This is a genomic window from Streptomyces sp. NPDC006733 (assembly GCF_040636125.1).
GTDB lineage: Bacteria > Actinomycetota > Actinomycetes > Streptomycetales > Streptomycetaceae > Actinacidiphila.
On sequence record NZ_JBEYJD010000006.1, the window covers coordinates 52,352 to 72,109 of the forward strand.

General features: G+C 73.5%; 14 protein-coding genes and 1 tRNA gene. 4 read left to right on the forward strand and 11 right to left on the reverse strand.

All coding sequences use genetic code 11. From position 1 onward, the window contains the following. Positions 1-43 precede the first annotated feature (43 nt). Positions 44-799, reverse strand: a complete 756-nt coding sequence (locus tag ABZ721_RS07810; RefSeq protein WP_358787706.1) for an IclR family transcriptional regulator C-terminal domain-containing protein — start codon at positions 797-799, stop codon at positions 44-46. A 334-nt stretch (positions 800-1,133) separates the two neighbouring features. Between ABZ721_RS07810 and ABZ721_RS07815 the strand changes: the two genes are divergently transcribed. Both ABZ721_RS07815 and ABZ721_RS07820 read left to right on the forward strand, forming a co-directional pair. Next, positions 1,134-2,243 (forward strand): LLM class flavin-dependent oxidoreductase, encoded by a 1,110-nt coding sequence (locus tag ABZ721_RS07815; protein ID WP_358787707.1) that lies wholly within the window; start codon positions 1,134-1,136, stop codon positions 2,241-2,243. Between the two features lie 222 nt (positions 2,244-2,465). Then, the gene (locus ABZ721_RS07820) at positions 2,466-4,268 is read left to right on the forward strand and encodes a glycosyl hydrolase family 18 protein (protein WP_358787708.1); all 1,803 of its coding nucleotides are present in this window, start codon (positions 2,466-2,468) and stop codon (positions 4,266-4,268) included. A 127-nt stretch (positions 4,269-4,395) separates the two neighbouring features. Here ABZ721_RS07820 and ABZ721_RS07825 read toward each other — a convergent pair whose 3' ends face one another. Next, positions 4,396-6,120 carry an EAL domain-containing protein gene (locus ABZ721_RS07825; RefSeq protein ID WP_358787709.1) on the reverse strand — a complete coding sequence of 575 codons (1,725 nt, stop codon included), beginning with the start codon at positions 6,118-6,120 and terminating at the stop codon, positions 4,396-4,398. A 372-nt stretch (positions 6,121-6,492) separates the two neighbouring features. On the opposite strand from ABZ721_RS07825, the gene ABZ721_RS07830 reads away from it, so the two are divergent. Then, entirely contained in the window at positions 6,493-7,680 is a 1,188-nt protein-coding gene (locus ABZ721_RS07830; protein ID WP_358787710.1) for a M6 family metalloprotease domain-containing protein, read from the forward strand. A 4-nt stretch (positions 7,681-7,684) separates the two neighbouring features. Further along, positions 7,685-8,938 carry a M6 family metalloprotease domain-containing protein gene (locus ABZ721_RS07835; protein ID WP_358787711.1) on the forward strand — a complete coding sequence of 418 codons (1,254 nt, stop codon included), beginning with the start codon at positions 7,685-7,687 and terminating at the stop codon, positions 8,936-8,938. 85 nt (positions 8,939-9,023) lie between these two features. On the opposite strand, the gene ABZ721_RS07840 is transcribed toward ABZ721_RS07835, so the two are convergent. The 9 genes from ABZ721_RS07840 to ABZ721_RS07880 all read right to left on the reverse strand — a co-directional run bounded on the left by ABZ721_RS07840 (position 9,024) and on the right by ABZ721_RS07880 (position 19,756). Next, positions 9,024-9,452 (reverse strand): OsmC family protein, encoded by a 429-nt coding sequence (locus ABZ721_RS07840; RefSeq protein ID WP_358787712.1) that lies wholly within the window; start codon positions 9,450-9,452, stop codon positions 9,024-9,026. 107 nt (positions 9,453-9,559) lie between these two features. After that, entirely contained in the window at positions 9,560-10,450 is an 891-nt protein-coding gene (locus ABZ721_RS07845; RefSeq protein ID WP_358787713.1) for a polysaccharide deacetylase family protein, read from the reverse strand. Between the two features lie 180 nt (positions 10,451-10,630). Further along, positions 10,631-13,828, reverse strand: coding sequence for a bifunctional lysylphosphatidylglycerol synthetase/lysine--tRNA ligase LysX (gene lysX, locus ABZ721_RS07850; RefSeq protein WP_358787714.1), 3,198 nt, complete (start codon positions 13,826-13,828; stop codon positions 10,631-10,633). A 98-nt stretch (positions 13,829-13,926) separates the two neighbouring features. Next, positions 13,927-14,574, reverse strand: coding sequence for a hypothetical protein (locus ABZ721_RS07855; protein ID WP_358787715.1), 648 nt, complete (start codon positions 14,572-14,574; stop codon positions 13,927-13,929). 249 nt (positions 14,575-14,823) lie between these two features. Then, positions 14,824-17,421, reverse strand: coding sequence for a phosphatidylglycerol lysyltransferase domain-containing protein (locus ABZ721_RS07860; RefSeq protein WP_358787716.1), 2,598 nt, complete (start codon positions 17,419-17,421; stop codon positions 14,824-14,826). A gap of 177 nt (positions 17,422-17,598) precedes the next feature. Next, positions 17,599-18,318 (reverse strand): class F sortase, encoded by a 720-nt coding sequence (locus ABZ721_RS07865; protein WP_358787717.1) that lies wholly within the window; start codon positions 18,316-18,318, stop codon positions 17,599-17,601. 162 nt (positions 18,319-18,480) lie between these two features. Continuing rightward, a tRNA-Lys gene (locus tag ABZ721_RS07870) sits at positions 18,481-18,554 on the reverse strand. A gap of 58 nt (positions 18,555-18,612) precedes the next feature. Next, positions 18,613-19,230: a bifunctional DNA primase/polymerase gene (locus ABZ721_RS07875; RefSeq protein WP_358787718.1), complete on the reverse strand. Its 618-nt coding sequence runs from the start codon at positions 19,228-19,230 to the stop codon at positions 18,613-18,615. A 163-nt stretch (positions 19,231-19,393) separates the two neighbouring features. Continuing rightward, the gene (locus ABZ721_RS07880) at positions 19,394-19,756 is read right to left on the reverse strand and encodes a hypothetical protein (RefSeq protein WP_358787719.1); all 363 of its coding nucleotides are present in this window, start codon (positions 19,754-19,756) and stop codon (positions 19,394-19,396) included. Positions 19,757-19,758: the final 2 nt, after the last annotated feature.

Consider the following 19,758-nt stretch of genomic DNA (forward strand, 5'->3'; position numbering starts at 1 on the left):
AAGCGGGGGGCCTTCTTCGTGCTTCCGGTGCCGGCCCGGAGGGTCAGAAGCTCAGGGAGAGCAGCACCGGCGCCGCGCGTTCGTTCAGGGTGTCCACGGCCGGCTTCAGGCGGTGCGCCTGGGCGGTGGGCATGGACAGGGCCAGGCAGGCGACCGTGCTGCCGATCGTGACCGGGACCGCCGCGCAGACCGTGCCGACCGCGTACTCCTGGAGGTCGAGCATGGGGTGGCTGGCCGGGCGGCTCTCCAGGTCCGAGAGCAGGGCCCGCTCGCTGACGACCGTGCGCGAGGTCAGGCGCGCCGTCCGGTGCCGGGAGAGGTGGTCCCGGCGGCTGTCGTGGTCGAGCTGCGCGAGCAGGCACTTGCCGACCGCGCTGGCGTGGGCGGAGGAGCGGAAGTCGACCCACTCGTTGACCCGCGGGGTGGTCGGCCCGTCCGCCACGTCCACCACCGTCACCTCGCCGTCGTCGTACCGGCCGAAGTAGACGGCCGCGCCGACCTCGTCCCGCAGCTCGGTCAGGACGCTGCTGAGCTTGTCGGCGAGCGCCTGCTCGCGGTCGGCGGCGCCGAGCAGCACCAGGGACTCGCCGGTCACGTAGCCGCCGCCGGGCAGGAACGCGATGTAGCGCTCGCGCTTGAGCATGGCCAGCAGCTGGGAGAGGTAGCCGATCGGCACGCCGATCTCGCGGGCCAGCTGCTCGGCTGTCACGCCGTGGCGGTGGTGGTCGACCGCCTCCAGCACGCGCAGCGCGTACTGGACCGCGTAGACCGGCGCGGTCTGTCGGTACTCGAGCGCCACGAAATCCCCCTGCACGTGTGCCGTTCGCATCCGGTGCGGCATGCCGTACGTCACGGCCGTAGCCGCTGGTCACGGTCGAAGGGCACACCGATCGAACCCGGCAGCCGAGCCGTCTTCCACGATAGCCGCAACGGCGTTCCAGGTAGAGGCCGTTGACCGGCTGATTGGCGGTCCGTGTGCACAAATGCGGGAAATCGCGAGAACGGCATATGCCCAGGGCCTTCTTGCGTCGCAAGGGGAGCGGTAAGTGACGCGGGGGAGGGGCGGGAATAACCGGAGTCCGTCTCCGGTTGAAGGTGCCGCAGGCGAATACATGACCGAGGAGGCGCCCCCCGTGGGAGACGAACCGCAGACCACCGACCACATCCGCGGAGCAGCCCGCGGCAGCGCGCCCGTGCCGCTGTCCGTGCTCGATCTGGCGACCGTGGGAAGCGGGCTCACCGCCACCCAGGCGCTGCGCGCCAGTGTGGAGCTGGCCCAGCTCGCCGAGAACCGCGGGTTCCACCGGATGTGGGTCGCCGAGCACCACTCGATGCCGGGTGTGGCCAGCTCGTCCCCCGCGGTGATCCTCGCCCACCTCGCCGCGTTCACCCGCACGCTGCGGCTGGGCTCCGGCGGGGTGATGCTCCCCAACCACGCCCCGCTGGTGATCGCCGAGCAGTTCGGCACCCTGGAGGCGCTCGCCCCCGGCCGGATCGACCTCGGCCTGGGCCGCGCGCCCGGCACCGACGGCGCCACCGCCGCCGCGCTGCGCCGCACCGACCGCCAGGACGGCGCCGACGACTTCCCGCGGCAGCTCGACGAGCTGACCCGGTTCCTGGACGACGACTTCCCGGACGGGCACCGCTACGCGCGCATCCACGCGATCCCCGGCCCGGTGCAGGGCAGCGTTCCGGGCGGGGTGCAGTCCGCGTCCCGTCCGTCGGTCTGGCTGCTGGGCTCCTCCGGCTTCAGCGCCCGGCTGGCCGGCGCGCTGGGGCTGCCGTTCTCCTTCGCGCACCACTTCTCGGCGGCCAACACCGTCCCCGCGCTGGAGCTGTACCGCGAGTCGTTCCGCCCGTCCGCCGTCCTGGACCGCCCGTACGCCGCCATCGGCGTCTCCGCCCTCGCGGCGGACGATCCGGCCGAGGCGCGCCGCCAGGTGCTCACCGGCGCGCTGGGGATGCTGCGGCTGCGCACCGGGCGGCCGGGGCTCATCCCGTCGCCCGAGGAGGCCGAGGCGTACGAGTTCAGCGCTCTGGAGCGCGAGTTCATCGACTCCTGGCTCGTCAACGTGGTGCACGGCGGCGCCGAGGAGGTCCGTGACGGGCTCGACTCGCTGGTGAAGCGGACCGGCGCGGACGAACTGATCATCACGGCCAACGCCCACACACCGGCGGCCCGGCTGCGCTCCTACGCGCTGCTCGCGGACGCCTACCAACTGCCCGGGGGCGACGGCCCGTAGCGCCCGCCGCCGGTTAATACCGGGTTTCCCGAGGGGGCGTGGTTCTGCCTCCGGAGGGCCACATTCCGCATCCTTAACCCAGCCTAAAGCCGCCTGTCAGCACCTGCGACAGGCGGCTTTTCGCTGGCCGGAGGGGGTTTCCGGCGGGTAGGCCGTCGGCCGATTGGTCTAGTCCTAAGTCTGGTACAGACCATTGACCTGAGCATCTCAGGCGCGCTATTCATGCTGCAGCCACCCTGCAGCTCCTCTTCCCCCCGGAGGTCTTACGTGCAGCTCCATAAGAGATCACTCGTGGCGGCCGCCACCAGTGCGGCCCTCGCCCTCGGCGCGATCACCGCGCTCGTCGGCGGGCTCTCCCCGGCGAGCGCCGCGGGTACCGACGCCCAGCCTGCCGCCGCGGCGGCCAGCAGCGGCGGCGTGAAGATCGCCTACTACGACCAGTGGAGCGTGTACGGCAACGCCTTCTACCCCAAGGCCCTCGACACCCGCGGGATAGCGAGCAAGCTGGACGTCATCAACTACTCGTTCGGGAACATCCACCCGACCGACCTCACCTGCTTCGAGGCCAACAAGGCGGCCTCGCAGGACGAGAACAACCCCAGTGCCGGCGACGGCGCGGGCGACTCCTTCGCGGACTACCAGAAGTCCTTCGGCGCGGCCGACAGCGTGGACGGCGTCGCCGACACCTGGAACCAGCCGATCACCGGCGCGTTCAACCAGCTGCGCAAGCTCAAGGTGAAGTACCCGAAGCTGAAGATCAACATCTCCATCGGCGGCTGGACGTACTCCAAGTACTTCTCCGACGCCGCGAAGACCGACGCGAGCCGCAAGAAGTTCGTGACCTCCTGCGTCGACCAGTACATCAAGGGCAACCTGCCGGTCGACGGCGGCTTCGGCGGCCCCGGCTCCGCGGCCGGCGTCTTCGACGGCATCGACATCGACTGGGAGTACCCGGGCTCGACCGGCGGCCACCTGGGCAACCACGTGGACCCGGCCGACAAGCAGAACTTCACCCTGCTGCTCGCCGAGTTCCGCAAGCAGCTCGACGCGTACGGCACGGCCAACGGCGGCAAGAAGATGCTGCTGACCGCCGCGCTCCCGGCCGGCCAGGACAAGATCGCGCACATCGAGACCAACAAGCTCGGCCAGTACCTCGACTACGCGAACATCATGACCTACGACATGCACGGTGCCTGGGACGCCGACGGCCCGGTGTACCACCAGTCGCCGCTCGTCCCCGCGGCCTCTGACCCGACCGACCCGATCGCGCCGGGCACCGAGAAGTACAACGTCACCAACGCGGTGAACTCCTGGCTCGACGGCAACCCCGCGTACGGAATCGCCGGCGGCTTCCCCGCCAACAAGCTGACGCTGGGCTACGAGCTCTACTACCGCGGCTGGACGGGTGTCACCGCCGGTGCCAACCACGGTCTCGGCCAGCCCGCCACCGGGCCCGCCCCGGCGCGCAGCCTCAGCCAGCAGCCCGGTATCGCGTACTACAAGGAACTCGGCGGCATCGTCGACAACCCCGCGAACACCTACTGGGACGAAGCGTCGAAGTCCTCGTACTTCTACAACGGCACGGAGTTCTGGACCGGCCTCAACGCCCAGTCGATCCAGGCCCGCGCGGACTACGCGCACTGCCGCGGACTGGCCGGCGCGATGATGTACTCGCTGCTGGACCTGGACACCGGCACGACGCTGCTGAACAAGATCAACACTGCGGTGGGCGGCTCCGCGACCGGCTGCGGAACCACCCCGACGACGCCTCCCACGACGCCGCCGACCACTCCGCCGACCACTCCGCCCACGACGCCTCCGACCACGCCTCCGACCACCCCGCCGACGACGCCGCCGGGCGGCACGTGCGCGGCGGCCGCCTGGAGCTCCTCCGCGGTCTACACCACCGCCAGCGGAACGGTCTCCTGGAAGGGCCACAACTGGAAGGCCAAGTGGTGGACGACGGGCGAGGAGCCCGGCACCACCGGCGAATGGGGCGTGTGGCAGGACCTCGGGGCCTGCTGACCTGACCGCCCCATCCGGAGCCCGCGTCCCCGCCCCCCACGGACGCGGGCTCCGGCATGCCCGGCCCGCGCGGCCCTGCGTCGGCCCTGAGACCTGCCCGGCGCGGCTCCGGCCGCGCCGTCCGGCGTCAGCCCTCCAGCAGGCCCGAGATCCGGTCGGCGGCGACCGGGCGGGAGTAGTGCCAGCCCTGGCCGGTGTCGCAGCCGATCCGCCGCAGCCGCTCCGCCTGCTCGGCGTTCTCGACGCACTCCGCGGTGACGGTCAGGCCGAGCCGGTGCGCGAGTTCCACCAGGGCCTCGACGATGGTCTCGTCGGCGGGGTTGGGGTGTTCGGCCGAGCGGAAGCCCTGCACGAAGGAGCCGTCCAGCTTGAGGGCGGAGACCGGCAGCCGGCTCATGTAGGCCAGGTTCGAGTACCCGGTGCCGAAGTCGTCGATGGCGATCCGCACGCCCATCTCGCTCAGCGCGTGCAGTGCCTGCAGCGGCCGGCCGGCCGAGCCCATGACGGCGGACTCGGTCAGCTCCAACTGCAGCAGCTCCGGCGGCAGCCCCGTCTCCTGGAGGATGGCGGCGACGTCGGCGACCAGGTCGGAGTCCCAGACCTGGCGGACCGCGACGTTGACACTGATGAAGATCGGGTCGTCCGGGTGGTCCTTCTGCCAGACCCGCGCCTGGCGGCACGATTCAGCAAGCACCCAGCGGCCCAGCTGGACGATGGAGCCGTTCTCCTCGGCGAGACCGATGAAACGGTCCGGCGCCAGCCGCCCGAAGTGCGGGTGCTGCCAGCGCACCAGGGCCTCGACGCCGCGCAGCACTCCGCTGTCGAGTCCGACGAGCGGCTGGTACTCCAGGATGAACTCCCCGCGCTCCACGGCCTGCCGCAGCGTGCTGGACAGCGCCTGGCGCGTCATGCGGTGGGCGTTGCGCTCGGGGTCGAAGAGCGTCCAGCGGGCCTTGCCGTCGGCCTTGGCCCAGTAGAGCGTGGTGTCGGCGGCCTGCATCAGGCCGGTGGCGGAGCTGCCGGTCACCTCGCGCTCGACCACGCCGATGCTCGCGGAGACCGCGAGCCGCTGCCCGTCCACGTCGAACGGCCGCTGCAGCGCGGTGAGGACGGACTCGGCCAGCGCCGTGGCCTGGCCGGTGCCGGTGGAGTCCCGCAGGAGCAGGGCGAACTCGTCGCCGCCGAGCCGGGCGACCAGGTTGCCGCCGGGCTCCGCGCAGGCCAGCAGCCGCTGGGCGACGGCGGCGAGCAGCTCGTCGCCGATCCGGTGCCCGAGGGTGTCGTTGATGGCCTTGAAGCCGTCGAGGTCGAGGTAGCACAGCCCGACCCGGCCCGTCCTGCTGCCGCCGCCGTCCAGGGCGGCGGAGAGCCGCTCGAAGAACAGCGCCCGGTTGGGCAGCCGGGTGACGGAGTCGTGCATCTGCAGATGGCGCAACTGCTCGCGCAGGCTGTGGCGTTCGCCGATGTCCTCGACGGAGAGCAGCGCGGCGCCGCAGCCGCCCCCGGTGCCGGTGAGCGTCACCTCGGCCCACAGCAGGCCGCCGTCCCCGCGTTGGACGCGGCGGGTGCAGCGCATCTGGTCGCGGCGGCCGGCGAGCACCTCGCGGTAGGCGGTGCGGGCCGGGTCGTTCTCGGCGAGCCCGAGCAGCGCGGCGGCGACGCGGGCGGCGAGCCGGGCGGGCGTGGTGCCGAGGAGCGCGCCGAGCGCCCGGTTGGCCTCCAGCACTCCGCCGTCGCGGTCCACCAGCGCCATCGGCAGCCGGGCCGCGGTGAAGGCGGCGCGGTAGTCGCGCGGTTCGCCCGCCGAGGGGCCGCGCGGATCAGGAGTAAGTCCCTTACTCTGCGTGAGCATTACCGGTGTGATGTCGGGTTCGGCGCTGGGGCCGCCCGAGGGTCCGCCCATTGCCCGCTCCCCGTGTCGCGCTGGTCTCTGGGCGATCATAGGCGCTGGCGGAGCGGCGGATCCAGCGCCGTCCTGGTGATTCTTGGCACGCCCGCTGACGGATTGATCGTTTCTGCACGAAAGCGGCGAGCAACTGACCGCTTTGCATAATCCATTACGCACAGTGATGGGGGTGCCTGCACCTCGGGCGGAGCAACCGAACAGGGCATATCGCCGTTATCCATAGCAATGTGGTGAAGGTGCCCCGAACGGGCTCACGATTCCTCCCCGGAGGTCCATGTGCGGCGGTCAGGCATCCTCATACGGGCGCGGCGGCGGCCCTTGCGCGCGCTGGCAGCGGCGGCGAGCGTCTTCGCCGCCGTTGTCGCCTGGACGCTCTTCGCCGGACCTGCCGCGACAGCCGTCGCGCGGGGCGGGGAGTGCGCCCTGCCGCGCACGTCGGCCCACCACTCCGAAGGAGTGGACACCTGGAACGCCGCGTTCCCCCGTCCGGGTACCGCGCTGGATGCCGTGATGGTCTTCCTGTCGTTCCCCGACGCGGTGCCCGCGCTGACGCCCGCGGAGGTCGCCGCGGACCACTTCCCGGCAACCTCGGCGTTCTACGACCGCGCCTCGTACGGGCGGTTCCAGCTGCGCGCGCACCCCGTCGAGCGCTGGATCCCGATGCCGCACCGCTCCACCGACTACCTCATCCGGCGCGACTGGGACGCGAACCGGCGCGCCGGGTACCTGCGGGACGCGATCGCCGCGGCCGACCCGGTGGTGGACTTCTCGGCGTACGACCTCGTCTACCTGGTCGCGGACCCGAACGCGCCCGGCGTCGACGCGGACGCCACCAAGGTCGTCAACCTCGGCGTCCCGATGCGGGCGGACGGCACCGAACTGCGCCGGCTCGTCACGGTGTTCGAGCAGCACCCGCCGGACCACAACGTGCTGGCCCACGAGACCGGGCACGTCTTCGACCTGCCCGACCTCTACTCCCGGCCCGCCCCCGGCAGCGACGCCGACTGGGACACCCGGGTCGGCGACTGGGACCTGATGGGCAGCCAGTTCGGCCTCGCGCCGGAGCCGTTCGCCTGGCACAAGTGGAAGTTCGGCTGGCTGGAGGACCGCCAGGTGCAGTGCGTGTCCCGGCGCGGCACCAGCTGGCACGAACTGACGCCCCTGGAGACCGCCGGCGGCACCAAGCTCGTCGTCGTCCGCACCGGACGGCACACCGCGCTCGCCATCGAGGCGCGCACCGCGACCGGCAACGACGCGGGGCTGTGCCGCGAGGGGGTGCTGCTCTACCAGGTGCGCTCCAACCGGGAGTCCGGCGCCGGCCCCGTCACCGTCCTCGACGGCCACCCCGCCACCTCCGCCTGCCAGGACGGCTCCGCCTACCCGCCGCTGGCGGACGCGCCGCTCGGCACCGGCGAGTCCTACGCCTACGGCGCCGGACTCGTGCGGGTCACGGTCGAGTCCCGCTCCGCCGACGGCTCCTGGGCCGTCAAGGTCAGCGAGGGATAGCGCCGTGGCGACGGACGGGCGAATACCGTGGGTTCCCGGTGCGGGGCTGAAGACGGCCGCCATCGGGACGGTCGCGCTGCTCGCGGTGGCCAGTACGGCCGTCACCGGGCCGCAGGCCGCCTACTCCCCGCCCACGGCCGCCAGGCCGTGCGCGCTGCGCGCGACCCCGGGCACCGCGATGTCCGAGGGCTTCCCCGACCGGTCCGCGCGCGGACCGGGCAGCGAGTTCGCCCCGTCGACCGGGCAGGTGCGGGCCCTGACCCTGTTCCTCGACTTCTCCGACGCGCCCGCGCCCTACGCCGCCAGTGAGCGGTACGCGGAGTTCTTCCCCGCCGTCACCCAGTGGTTCGACCGCGGCTCGTACGGAAAGCTGCGCTACGAGTCGACGCCCGTGATGCGCTACATCCGCATGCCGCGGCCGTTCTCCGCGTACGGGATCGGCCGCGGCTACGGCTGGGACGCGCACACCGCGATGATGCGCGACCTGCTCGCGGTCGCCGACCGGGACATCGACTTCCGCGGCTACGACCTGGTCAACATCCTCGTCACCCCCAACGCGGGGCCGCCCGCCGACGAGGCCGTCCTGTCCGTCACCTGGACCGGCGCCTCGGCCGCCACCACCGACGACGGCGCCCGGCTCGACCGGGTCTCGCTGGTCTACGGCCACGACCAGTCCGGCTCCCGCGTCCTCGCCCACGAGAACGGCCACGCCTTCGGCCTGCCCGACCTCTACGCCGCCGACGACTTCCAGCGCACCGACACCCTGGCCGGGCAGTGGGACAGCATGTCCCTGGACTGGGGGCTGGGCGGCGACCTGTTCGCCTGGCACAAGTGGCGGCTCGGCTGGCTGGCGGACTCGCAGATCGCCTGCGCCTCGGTGCGCGGCGAGTGGACGTACGCGCTGCGCGCCGTCTCGCTGCCCGGCGGCCGCAAGGCCGTGGTCGTGCCCTACGGGCGGACGCGCGCGTACGTGATCGAGTCCCGGCAGCCGTCGGGCAACGACCGCGAGGCCTGCCGCGAGGGCGTGCTCGTCTACCAGGTGCGTACCGACGTCGACTCCGGCGCCGGGCCGGTGACCGTCCGCGACGCCCATCCCGCCACCAGCGCCTGCGACTTCAGCAGCGGCTCGTTCAACTCCCTGAACGACGCCCCGTTCCGGGTCGGCGAGGCCTTCGACGACCCGGCGACCGGCCTGACGGTGCGCGTGCTGGGCCGCGACCCCGACGGCGACTGGGAGGTCCGGGTGACCCGCCGCTGACCCGCCGCCGACCCCGTGAACGGCTCCGGCGCGGCGCCCCGGCCCTCCGAGGGGGAGGGCCGGGACACCGCGCCGCAGCGCCGCCTCAGGAGAGGAGTTCGGCGTTCAGGGTGATGTTCACGCCGGCCAGCGCCTTGCTGACGGGGCAGTTGGCCTTCGCGTCCTGGGCCGCGGTCTGGAAGTCCTCGGCGCTGATGCCGGGTACGTGGGCCTTGACCGACAGCACGATGCCGGTGATGCCCTCACCCGGCTGGAACGTCACGTCGGCCTTGGTGTCCACCGACTCCGGCGGGGTGCCCGCGCCGGCCAGGCCGTGGGACAGGGCCATCGAGTAGCAGGACGAGTGCGCGGCCGCGATGAGTTCCTCGGGGCTGGTCTTGCCGTTGGCCGCCTCGGCGCGCGAGGGCCAGGAGACCTCGTAGCTGCCGACCCCGGAGGAGTCGAGGGAGACGGTGCCGGAGCCGTCGAGGAGGGCGCCCTTCCACTGGGTGGTCGCGGTGCGGGTGGTTGCCATGGTCACAAGCCTCCAAGAGAGAGCGGGAAACGCCTCTCGCACGCTACCTCGCCGCCGGGCCCCGGGCGGGGGAAGCCCGCGGCGCGGGAGGGTCGGCGGCCGGGGAGTCAGCGGCCGGGGAAGCTGTACTTGTAGTGCTGCGCGTCGAGCTGGTCCAGCAGCCGGGACAGCGCCTGCACCGTCTGGGAGCGGTCGCCGCCGCCGTCGTGCATCAGCACGATCGCGCCGGGCCGCAGGTTGGTGTTGACGTGGCGCACGATGGCGTCCGCCCCGGGGCGCTTCCAGTCGTCGGAGTCCGACGTCCAGCCCAGCGGGCGCATGCCGTGGCCGGCGGCCATCTCCCGTATCCACGGCTTGAAGTCCCCGCCGGGCGCCCGGTAGTACGGCACTTCGGCGCCGGGCCCCGCCGCGGCGGCTATCTGCCGGCGGGCGTCCAGCATCTCGTGCCGGTTGTACTCGGCCGACTTGGAGCTCTGGTGCTCGTCGTGGTGCACCGAGTGGTCGCAGAGCCGGTGGCCGGCCGCGGTGATCTGCCGCACGACGGCGGGGTGGGCCTGGGCGTTCGGGCCGATCTCGCAGAACGTGGCCTTCGCGTGGTGCCGGGCGAGCAGCGCCAGTATCTGCGGCGTCCAGCGCGGGTCGGGCCCGTCGTCGAACGTGAGGGCCACGGCCTTGCCGCCGTCCTCGATGCCGTGCTGTATCTCCCGGCTGACGCGCGGGCCGGGCGGGGCGTCACCGGGTGCGTCGTCGGACGCCGTGTCCGGAGCGGACGCGGCGGACGAGGCGGGCGGGGCCGACGGGCCGCGCGGCGAGGACGTGGCCGGTGGCGTGCCCGTCCGGGTCTGGTGGGGAACGGTGGCGGTGGACGGCGCGGGCGACGGGGAGGCGACGTTGGCCGGGGGCGTGCCCTGCTGGCCGCCGCAGGCCGCCAGGGCGGCTCCCGCGAGCGTCACCCCCAGAGCGGTGGCGGTCGTCTTCCTTGCGTTGCCCAACGCCACGGTCTGTACCTCCATCGATGCGCTCGCCGAACCGAAAGGGCCGGTCCGCCTGGACCGGCCCGTTCGTGCGTTCCGTCATCCCACCGTAACCACCGTAAGGGCAGCCCGTTGCGGGCGTCCCCGTCCGTTCGGCCAAATCCGGGGGGACCTCGGACCCGCTATGGGCGGTATATCCGCAGATCAGCGCCGACGGACCAGGGGGAACGGCAGGGTCTCGCGGATCGAGCGGCCGGTAAGGAACATCACCAGGCGGTCGACGCCGATGCCCAGCCCCCCGGTCGGCGGCATCGCGTACTCCAGGGCGGTCAGGAAGTCCTCGTCCAGCTCCATCGCCTCGGCGTCGCCGCCCGCCGCCAGCAGCGACTGCTCGGTCAGCCGGCGGCGCTGCTCCACCGGGTCGGTCAGCTCCGTGTAGGCGGTGCCCAGCTCGGTGCCGTACGCGACCAGGTCCCAGCGCTCCGCGAGCCGGGGGTCGGCGCGGTGCTGCCGGGTGAGCGGGGAGACGTCCAGCGGGAAGTCCTTGTAGAAGGTCGGCGCGGTGGTGCGCTCCTCGACCAGCCGCTCGTACATCTCCAGCACCAGGTCGCCGCGCCCGTCGCCGGGGGAGTGCGGCACGCCCGCCCGGTCGCAGAGCCGCCGCAGCGCCTCGGGCGGGGTGTCGGCGGTGACCTCCTCGCCGAGCGCCCGCGAGATCGCGTCGTTGACGGTCAGCACCGGCCACAGCCCGGACAGGTCGACCTCGCCGCCGTCGCGGTGGGCGGTCTGCGATCCGTTGGCGGCGGTCGCGGCCTGCTGGATCAGCTCCCGGGTCAGGTCCAGCATCACGTCGTAGTCGGCGTAGGCCTGGTACGCCTCCAGCATCGTGAACTCGGGGTTGTGCTTGTACGACACGCCCTCGTTGCGGAAGGTGCGGCCGAGTTCGAAGACCTTCTCCACGCCGCCGACGCAGAGCCGCTTGAGGTACAGCTCCGGGGCGATGCGCAGGTACAGGTCCAGGTCGTAGGCGTTGATGTGGGTGGTGAACGGGCGGGCGTTGGCGCCGCCGTGCACCGGCTGCAGCATCGGCGTCTCGACCTCCAGGTACCCGCGGGCCACCAGCGACTCGCGCACCGAGTGCACCGCGGCGCTGCGCGCCCGCAGCACGTCGCGGGCGTCGGGCCTGACCACCAGGTCGAGGTAGCGCTGCCGGACCCGGGCCTCCGGGTCGGTCAGGCCGCGCCGCTTGTCGGGCAGCGGGTGCAGGCACTTGGCGTTCAACCGCCAGGCGGACGCGTCGGCGGTCACCTCGCCGGACCGGCTCGCGCCCATCACGGCCTCGAAGCCCAGCAGGTCGCCCAGGTCGACGTCGGAGGCGAACGAGCGCATCCCCGCGGCGGTGAACCGGTCCCGGTCGAGCAGCACCTGCAGATCGCCCGACCAGTCCCGCAGCGTCACGAAGTGCACGCCGCCGTGGTCGCGCAGCCGCAGCACCCGCCCGGCCAGCCGCACCGGGGTGCCGGCGGGCGCCGCCGCCGCGGCGGCCAGGGTGTGCGTGGGCTCGACACCGGGCGGGTACGGGTCGCCGTCCGCGTCCCGCAGCCGCTCCAGCTTCCGCAGCCTGACGCGCACCTGCTCAGGACGCCCGGAGCCGGCCGTCCGGTGCGGGGCCGCCGCCGACAGGTCCGCGGCGGCTTCCGAGGCCTCCTCCAGCGGGACGAACACCGGCGCAGGGGCCGGCCCGCCGCCGCGGTCCCGCCAGAAGCACAGCCGGGGCATCTCCACGAAGCCCTCCGCGATACCGGAGGCCAGGCCGATCCGGGCCAGGTCCTTCGCCTCGGAGTAGCACAGGAAGCGCGGGTACCACTGCGGCTGGTACTTCACGTTCGACCGGTACAGGGCCTCCAGCTGCCACCAGCGGGAGAAGAAGAGCAGCAGCCGCCGCCACAGCCGCAGCACCGGGCCCGCGCCGATCCTGGCGCCCTCCTCGAAGACCGAGCGGAAGACCGCGAAGTTCAGCGAGATCTGCCGGATGCCGAGCCGGGGCGCCTGCGCGGCCAGCTCCGCCACCATGAACTCCATGATCCCGTTGGGCGCGGCGGGATCGCGCCGCATCACGTCCAGCGAGACCCCGGCCCGGCCCCAGGGCGCGAACGACAGCAGCGCGATGACCTGGCCTTCGTCGTTCAGCGCCTCCACCAGCAGGCAGTCGCCGTCCGCCGGGTCGCCCAGCCGCCCCAGCGCCATCGAGAAGCCGCGCTCGGTGTCGGTGCCGCGCCAGGCGTCCGCCCGCTCCACCACCTCGCGCAGCTCCTCGGCCGACAGCTCGCGGTGGCGGCGGATCCGGCTCGTGGCGCCGGTGCGCCGCACCCGGTTGACGGCCTGCCGGGTGCCGCGCATCTCGCGGCCGCCCAGGTCGAAGCCGCCGACCTCCAGCACCGCCTCGTCGCCCAGCTCCAGGGCGCCCAGCCCGGCCCGGGCGTACGCCTTCGCGCCCTCCTCGCCCGCGCCCATCACGGCCGGCACCCACCCGTACCGCGCCGCGTGCTCCTGCCACGCCTCGATGGCCGGCCCCCACGCCTCGGTGTCGCCGAGCGGGTCACCGCTGGCCAGGCAGACGCCGACCTCGACGCGGAAGGTCACGGCAGCCTTCCCGCTGGGGGAGAAGACCACCGACTTGTCCCGCCGGGTCGCGAAGTAGCCGAGCGAGTCCTGCTCCCCGTACTTCGCCAGCAGCGCGCGGATCCGCGGCTCGTCGTCGCCGTGCAGCGCCGCCTCGACCTTCTGCGAGCGGAACAGCGCGGCGGCGGCGGCGAGCAGCGCGAGCGCGCCGAACAGGCCGAGCCAGAAGTTGGTCCAGAACGGCGGGTGGCCGATGCCGTCCGGCAGGTCGTTGACCCCGCCGACGACCCGGTTGATCGACCACCGCAGCCGGTCCTTGCCGACCAGGGTGCCGGGGAACACCGACAGCAGCGCCCAGCCGGCCAGCACGCCCGCCACCAGGCCCACCAGCAGCACCAGCAGCGCCCGCCAGAACGCGCCCCTGCGCACCCGGGCGGAGAACTCGCCGCGCGCCAGCACCAGGACGGCGAGCGCCGTCCCGGTGATCAGCAGCGCCGGGACAGCACTCCACTCGGAGAAGATGATCAGCACGACGTTCGCCAGGACCGTCAGCCCGAGGAAGACCACGACGATCCAGTAGGCGACCCGCTTGCGCGCCGCCAGGGCCCCGGCCAGCAGCATCAGGAACGCCGCGTAGGCGAGGTTCGCGGACGCCGGGACCGTCAGGATCTCCACCCAGCGGAGGACGGGTTCGAACAGGCGGTGCAGGGGGCCGACGACGGCGAGCACGGCGCAGAACACGGCCAGCGCGGCGAAGAACTCCCCGAACCACTCCGGCACCGAGCGCTTCCAGCGGGGCTCCTCCGTACGGCCGGGCCGGCCGCCCCCGGGGGTTCCCCCACCGGACGCGGCGGCCCGCGCCTGCTGCTGAGCGGGCTTCAGCGTCCCGCTCCCCTGGTCCGGCGGCGGCGCAGGACGACCGTGCCGGTCAGGGCGGCGGCGACGAGTCCGGCGCCCAGCGCGGTCTCGGCGGGATCCATGCCGATGCCGCCTCCCAGGCCGGTCTGCACGCCGCCGCGCGGGGTGCGCGACGAGACGGTGAGGGTGCCGGTGAACGGGCCCTCCTTGGGGGCGGAGCCGTTCGTGCACGTCACCGAGACCTCGTACTCGCCCGGCTCGGTGCCCTCCGGGATCATCCCGACGCCGCCGACCTCGTTGTCGAGCTGCGAGAGGGTGACCGGGGGGATGGCGGAGCCGCCGGACCTGGACCGGAACGTCGCGGTGCCCGAGGTGCCGGTGCAGTTGCCGCCGTCGAACACGGAGAACTGGGCGCCGGGGGCGACCGGGTTGGGCTGGACGACGACGGGGTTGGCGGGCACCACCGGCTTGAGCGGCACGGAGGGCGAGGAGAGGTCGGACGGCACCGAGGGCAGCGCGGTGGGCTGCAGGAGTTCGGCGGGCAGCGAGGCCTCCGCGGACTCGACGGGGACGACGGGCTCGGGCGGCGCGGCCGCCGCGGCTCCCGCCGCGCTCAGCGCGATGGCCGCGGCGAGGGCGGAGCCGGCGAGTAGGTGCTGTGAGCGCATCGGGTGTCTCCCAGGGCGGGGTCACGGACGGTGTTCCGGAGGACGGGCAGGAGACCGCCCTCCCTCCGAGGACACCTGGATGCCGTGCCGGTTGCCTGTCGGCCGGACGGCCGGACGTACGCCGAACGGCTCAGCGCCGAGGTCGCCGCCGGGCGGCAGGCGCAGGTCAGGCGGGTGTTCGGGCCGTCAGGACCCGATGCCGGCGCCACCGCCGGCCGGGTGAACGCGGCGGGCCGACCCGGGCCCGTCTCAGCGCGGGCCGGGAGCGGCGGCGCCGGGCGCCGGGACCGGCGCCCCGCCCGGCCGCGGCAGGCGCGGCGCCCGCAGGAAGCCCTCGGCCGTGGCGGTGGCGGCGGCGATGCGGGGCAGCTCGGCCGACCGCTCGTACAGCAGGTGGCGCGGGCGCCACTGCGGCAGGTAGGCGGCGTAGGAGCGGTAGCGGGCCTCCAGGTGCCAGCGGCGGGAGAGCAGCCGGAGGACCTTGCGCCACAGCCGCAGCAGCGGACCCGCGCCCGCCTTGCCGTCCTGCTCGAAGACCGAGCGGAAGACGGCGAAGTTGAGCGACACCCGCGTGACGCCCCGCACCGGCTCGGCATCGGCCCGCGCCCGGAGCAGCAGCTCGGTGATCAGGTAGTCGATCAGCGCGCTGCCGGACTCGCGGTCGCGGCGCATCAGGTCGAGGCAGAGGCCGCGCCGCCCCCACGGCACGAAGCTCAGCAGCGCCGAGGTGCGGCCCTGCGGGTCGCGGCACTCCACCATCACGCAGTCGCCGTCCGCGGGGTCGCCGAGCCGGCCCAGCGCCACCGAGAAGCCGCGCTCGCTCGCGTGCCGCCGCCAGGCGTCGGCGAGATGCGCCAGATCGGCCATCTCCGCGCGCGGGATGTCGCGGTGGCGGCGCACGACGGCGGTGTAGCCGGCGTCGCGGATCAGCCCGTGGGCCTCGCGCAGCGGGCGCAGCGCGTCGCCGCCGAAGGCGCCGTCCACGGCGGTGCCGAGATACGTGCCGGTGAACTCGGCGACGTCGACCACCGCCTCGTCGCCGAAGTCCAGCGACTTCAGCCCGGCCTGCTCGTAGGCGGCCGCGGCGCCGCCGCCGGCCCCGGTGACGGCCGGGATCCAGGCGTGCCGGCGGGCGGCGGCGAGCCAGCCGGCGATCGCCGCCGGCCACTGCTCACGGTCGCCGACCGGATCGCCGGAGGCCAGCGCCACCCCGTTCACCACCCGGTACAGCACGGCGGCCCGGCCGTCGGGCGACCAGCTCACCGACTTGTCGCGGCGCAGCGCGAAGTACCCGATCGGGTCGTGCTCCCCGTACTCGGCGAGCAGCTCGCGCAGCCGCGCCTCGTCCGACGCCTCCAGCCGGGCCCGGCCGCGCGGGGAGCGGAAGAAGGCGAGCAGCACCATCAGCATCAGGGCGACGCTCAGCAGGTTGATCGCGAGGTCGGTCCAGCCGGGCACGGTGATCTCGGGCAGGTCGAACAGGCTGGAGACGGTGAGCACGCGCAGCACGGCGTAGTGCAGGCAGGCCTTCCAGCTCGCGGGCGGCGCGGCGTCCGTGGCGTGCGTCAGGACGGTGCCCAGGCCCACCGCGACGACGCTGCCGACCAGCAGCGACAGCAGCCCGAGGGCGACGTTGCCGCGCTCGCCCCGCACGTTGAACGCCCGCCGGGAGACCAGCAGGGAGAGCGCGAGCAGCAGGGTCAGGCCGCCGGAGACCCAGTTGAAGGGGTGCGAGCGCGCCTCGGGCAGCAGGTCCAGCGCCAACGCGCACAGCGCCAGGTAGCCGCAGACCAGCGTGACGGCGACGATCCAGGACGCGCGCTTGCGGCGGCGCAGCGTCACCGCGAGCAGGAACGCCAGCGCGGCGCCGGTGAACCCCGGGCTCACCAGGAAGGCCGTGAAGTACTCCCCTTCGGTGGCCTGGTGCACCCGTTCGCGGAAGGGCGCGATCAACCCGGTGAGCACGTTCAGCACGCTGGCCACCCGCAGGTACCAGACGGCGGTCGCGGCGCCCGGCTCCTGCAGCGGCCGCAGCCACACCTCGATCCGCGAGGGCGGGATGTCGACGACGGTCGGGCGCGGCGGCACGGGGGCGCCCTCGGACTTCGACTTCAGGTGCGGGGCCCCCGCGACCGCGTCGATCAGCGTGGTCTTGAACGCGACCAGCCGCCGGTGGACGCGGTCCTCGCGCCGCTCCGAGCGGGCCAGCCGCCGCGGCCGCGAGTGGTAGCGCCAGCGGGACCAGGGGCTCGACGGGCGGGCCAGCCGCAGCGCCCCGATGATCGCGACCGGCGGCACCATCACGCCGATCAGGCCCGTCCACACCTTGCCCTTGATCAGGCAGATGACCACGAAGCCCAGCAGGACCGCCGCGACCCCGATCTGCTCTCCGTTGACCGCGCCGATGAAGCCGCCGAGCGGGGCTTCGCCGATCAGCAGCAGCCCGATTACCGCGACGGCGAGGATCACCGCGTCCACGGACTTGCGGCCCTGCTCGCTCCAGTAGACGTCCTCCAGGTGCAGGACGAGGGCGAACTCGTCGAGCACCAGCCCGCAGCCGATGCCGAACAGCAGCGCGAGCAGGTTGTGCGCGACGGGGCCGCCGCGCACCGCGAAGGAGCCGATGCCGCCGATGAGCATCATGGCCTGGCCGAAGACGACATGGTGGATGTGCAGGCCGCCGGGGTTGACGTTCCCCGGCCACCAGCTGACACCGCGCCGGATCATCCGCACGCTGAAGCGGATGAAGAGGAAGGACCCGATCAACCCGACGTGCAGCAGGAACAGCGGTTCGCGGCCGTTGTCGACGATCCGCGACCGGTAGGCGTCGGCCAGCCAGTCCCACATGGCGTCACCTCGAACCGGAGTCGGACCCCCGGCGCGGGGGCCGGACAGCTGGCGGATCAAAACTAGGACATACCGTACTCTCCGCCGCCGACGAGCGGTGTGCCCCCGGGCCGGCCCACCGGTCGCTCCCGGGGGTGGTCACGCGGGCGCGGTGCCGGGCGTGGTGCGGTGACGCGGTCAGGCGGAGCCGGTGAGGCGGGCGTAGACCACGACGTTGCCACGGTATCCCGCGACCTTGTCGAACGCTCCGCCGCAGGTGATCACGCGCAGCTCGGCGTCCCGTGTCGCGCCGTAGACCCGGTCGGTGGGGAAGTCCCGCTTGTCGTGGACCTCGTTGCCGTACACCGTGAAGACGGCGGTGCGGCCGTCCGCGCGGTCGACCTCGATCCGGTCGCCCTTGTGCAGGCTGCCCAGCCGGTAGAAGACCGCGGGGCCCTCACGGGTGTCCACATGCCCGGCCAGCACCGCACCGCCCGGCGCGCCGGGCGCCGGCCCGCCCGCGTACCAGCCGGCCAGCGCGCGGTCGGTCTCCGGCGGTGTCTCCAGGCGGCCGGCGGCGTCGAGCCCGAGCCGGGTGACGGACGCGTCGACGCCGATGGCCGGAATGCGGATCCGCTCGGGCGCGGCGGCCGGCAGCGGAGCCGCGCGCGGCGGCAGGACGGCCTCCGGCCGCCCGCCGCCCGCCGGGTTCCGCCCGGCCGTGGAGACCGCCTCGGCCGCGGCGGGCAGCGGCGGCTCCCGCTCCTGGGTGCCGTCGCGCAGCAGCCAGGCGCCGGTCACCACCGTGACCGCGATGAGGCCCGCCGCCATCCGGCCGGCGCGGTGCGACGGCGGACGCCGCACGTCGTCGCGCGCCCCGTCGGGCGCGTCCGGGGGACGGTAGTGCGGCAGCGGCATGCGGGCCTCCTGGGGACGGTCTCTCCCTGGCCTTGTTACCGCGCCGGGCCGCTCCCGTACCGCTCCGGCCCGGCTGCTGCCCCGGACCCGCACCGGACGGTGAAATGACGAAAGGCGCCCCTCCCGAAGGAGGAACGCCCAGGTCAACGGGATTCCCGTAGGTGCGCCGCCAGGGACTCGAACCCCGGACCCGCTGATTAAGAGTCAGCTGCTCTAACCAACTGAGCTAGCGGCGCGTGCTGCGAGACAGACATTAGCATCCGCTTCCGGCGGAGCGAAAATCGAATATCCCGATCAGGCGGGGGAGCCCGAGGGGGCCGGTGCCGGGGTGAACGGGCGGGCGGCGGCACGGGCCGCGCGGATGCAGGCCCACAGCAGCACGTCGGGTCCGGGGAGCCACGGCTGGCGGGTGTCGGGGGCCACCACCCAGCGCGAGGAGCCGCCCTCGGTGTCCAGGCCGGTCTCGTCGCCGTACAGCGGCGGCACGGTCACCGCGTCGCCCAGACCGTGGCACATCAGCGGCGGCACCGAGTGGCTCCACTCCTCCCAGCCCAGCAGCGACGGCAGCCGCTGGGCGGACCCGGGGGCGACCAGCAGCAGGATCCGGCCGCGGTGCAGCGCCACCGGCCCGCTGCCGGGACCGGCGGACCACAGCTGCTCCAGCACCCGGCGGCCGAAGAGCGCGGGGAGGTTCACCACGTCGAAGACGGTGCCGCAGGGCAGCACGCTGGGCGCGGTCGGGCGGGCGCTCCACAGCGCCTGGACGCTGCGCGGGAAGGCGCTGGCGGAGGCGAGCCAGTCGGCTCCCGCCGCCGTGACGTACGCGGTGTGCGACTGCCGCTCGGGGTCCGTCGGGTCACCGGTCACGGTGGTGTCCGGGTGCCTCCAGGTCTCCCACTGCCATTCGCTCATACACCTAGAGGTACCGGCCGATCGCGCTGCGTCGAGTTGAATCGGACGAATACGGGACAGGAACAACGGTCGTCCGGTACCTTGCGCAACCCGCATATGCCAAAAGCCGGTAGGCGCTTGACACAGTCACGAGCTCAGGGCAGAGCTTTCCATCGGCTTTCGGTCACCGCTCCTGCAGTCGTGTCCCGAACTCGACCATCTTCTTCGCGTAGTCCTCGGTCCAGCCCGACTGCTCGGCGATCGCGGCGAACGTCAGCCGGTCGAACCGGCGGGGGTCCGCCAGTTGGGCGGCGGCTATCGCCTGGTACTCCGTCGCCCGGTCGGCGGCGGCACGGAAGGCCAGCGCCAGTTCCGTGGAGCGCGCGAGCAGTTGGCGGGGGTCGTCGAGCGACTCGAGGTCGAAGAAGTGCTCCTCGTCGGCGAGGGCCTGGGCGGGCTCGAAGAGCAGCTCCGCCGGGCGCAGGCGCCGCGGGGTGGCCGGCGGGACGGGGTCACGCCGGTCGTGAGCCGACTGCGGCTCGGACATGT

Excerpts from the sequence above, each read along its gene's own strand:
- ABZ721_RS07820 (WP_358787708.1), top strand. The coding sequence starts at position 2,466 with ATGCTGCAGCCACCCTGCAGCTCCTCTTCCCCCCGGAGGTCTTACGTG.
- ABZ721_RS07825 (WP_358787709.1), bottom strand. The coding sequence starts at position 6,120 with ATGCTCACGCAGAGTAAGGGACTTACTCCTGATCCGCGCGGCCCCTCG.
- ABZ721_RS07840 (WP_358787712.1), bottom strand. The coding sequence starts at position 9,452 with ATGGCAACCACCCGCACCGCGACCACCCAGTGGAAGGGCGCCCTCCTC.
- ABZ721_RS07855 (WP_358787715.1), bottom strand. The coding sequence starts at position 14,574 with ATGCGCTCACAGCACCTACTCGCCGGCTCCGCCCTCGCCGCGGCCATC.
- ABZ721_RS07860 (WP_358787716.1), bottom strand. The coding sequence starts at position 17,421 with ATGTGGGACTGGCTGGCCGACGCCTACCGGTCGCGGATCGTCGACAAC.
- ABZ721_RS07865 (WP_358787717.1), bottom strand. The coding sequence starts at position 18,318 with ATGCCGCTGCCGCACTACCGTCCCCCGGACGCGCCCGACGGGGCGCGC.
- ABZ721_RS07875 (WP_358787718.1), bottom strand. The coding sequence starts at position 19,230 with ATGAGCGAATGGCAGTGGGAGACCTGGAGGCACCCGGACACCACCGTG.
- ABZ721_RS07880 (WP_358787719.1), bottom strand. The coding sequence starts at position 19,756 with ATGTCCGAGCCGCAGTCGGCTCACGACCGGCGTGACCCCGTCCCGCCG.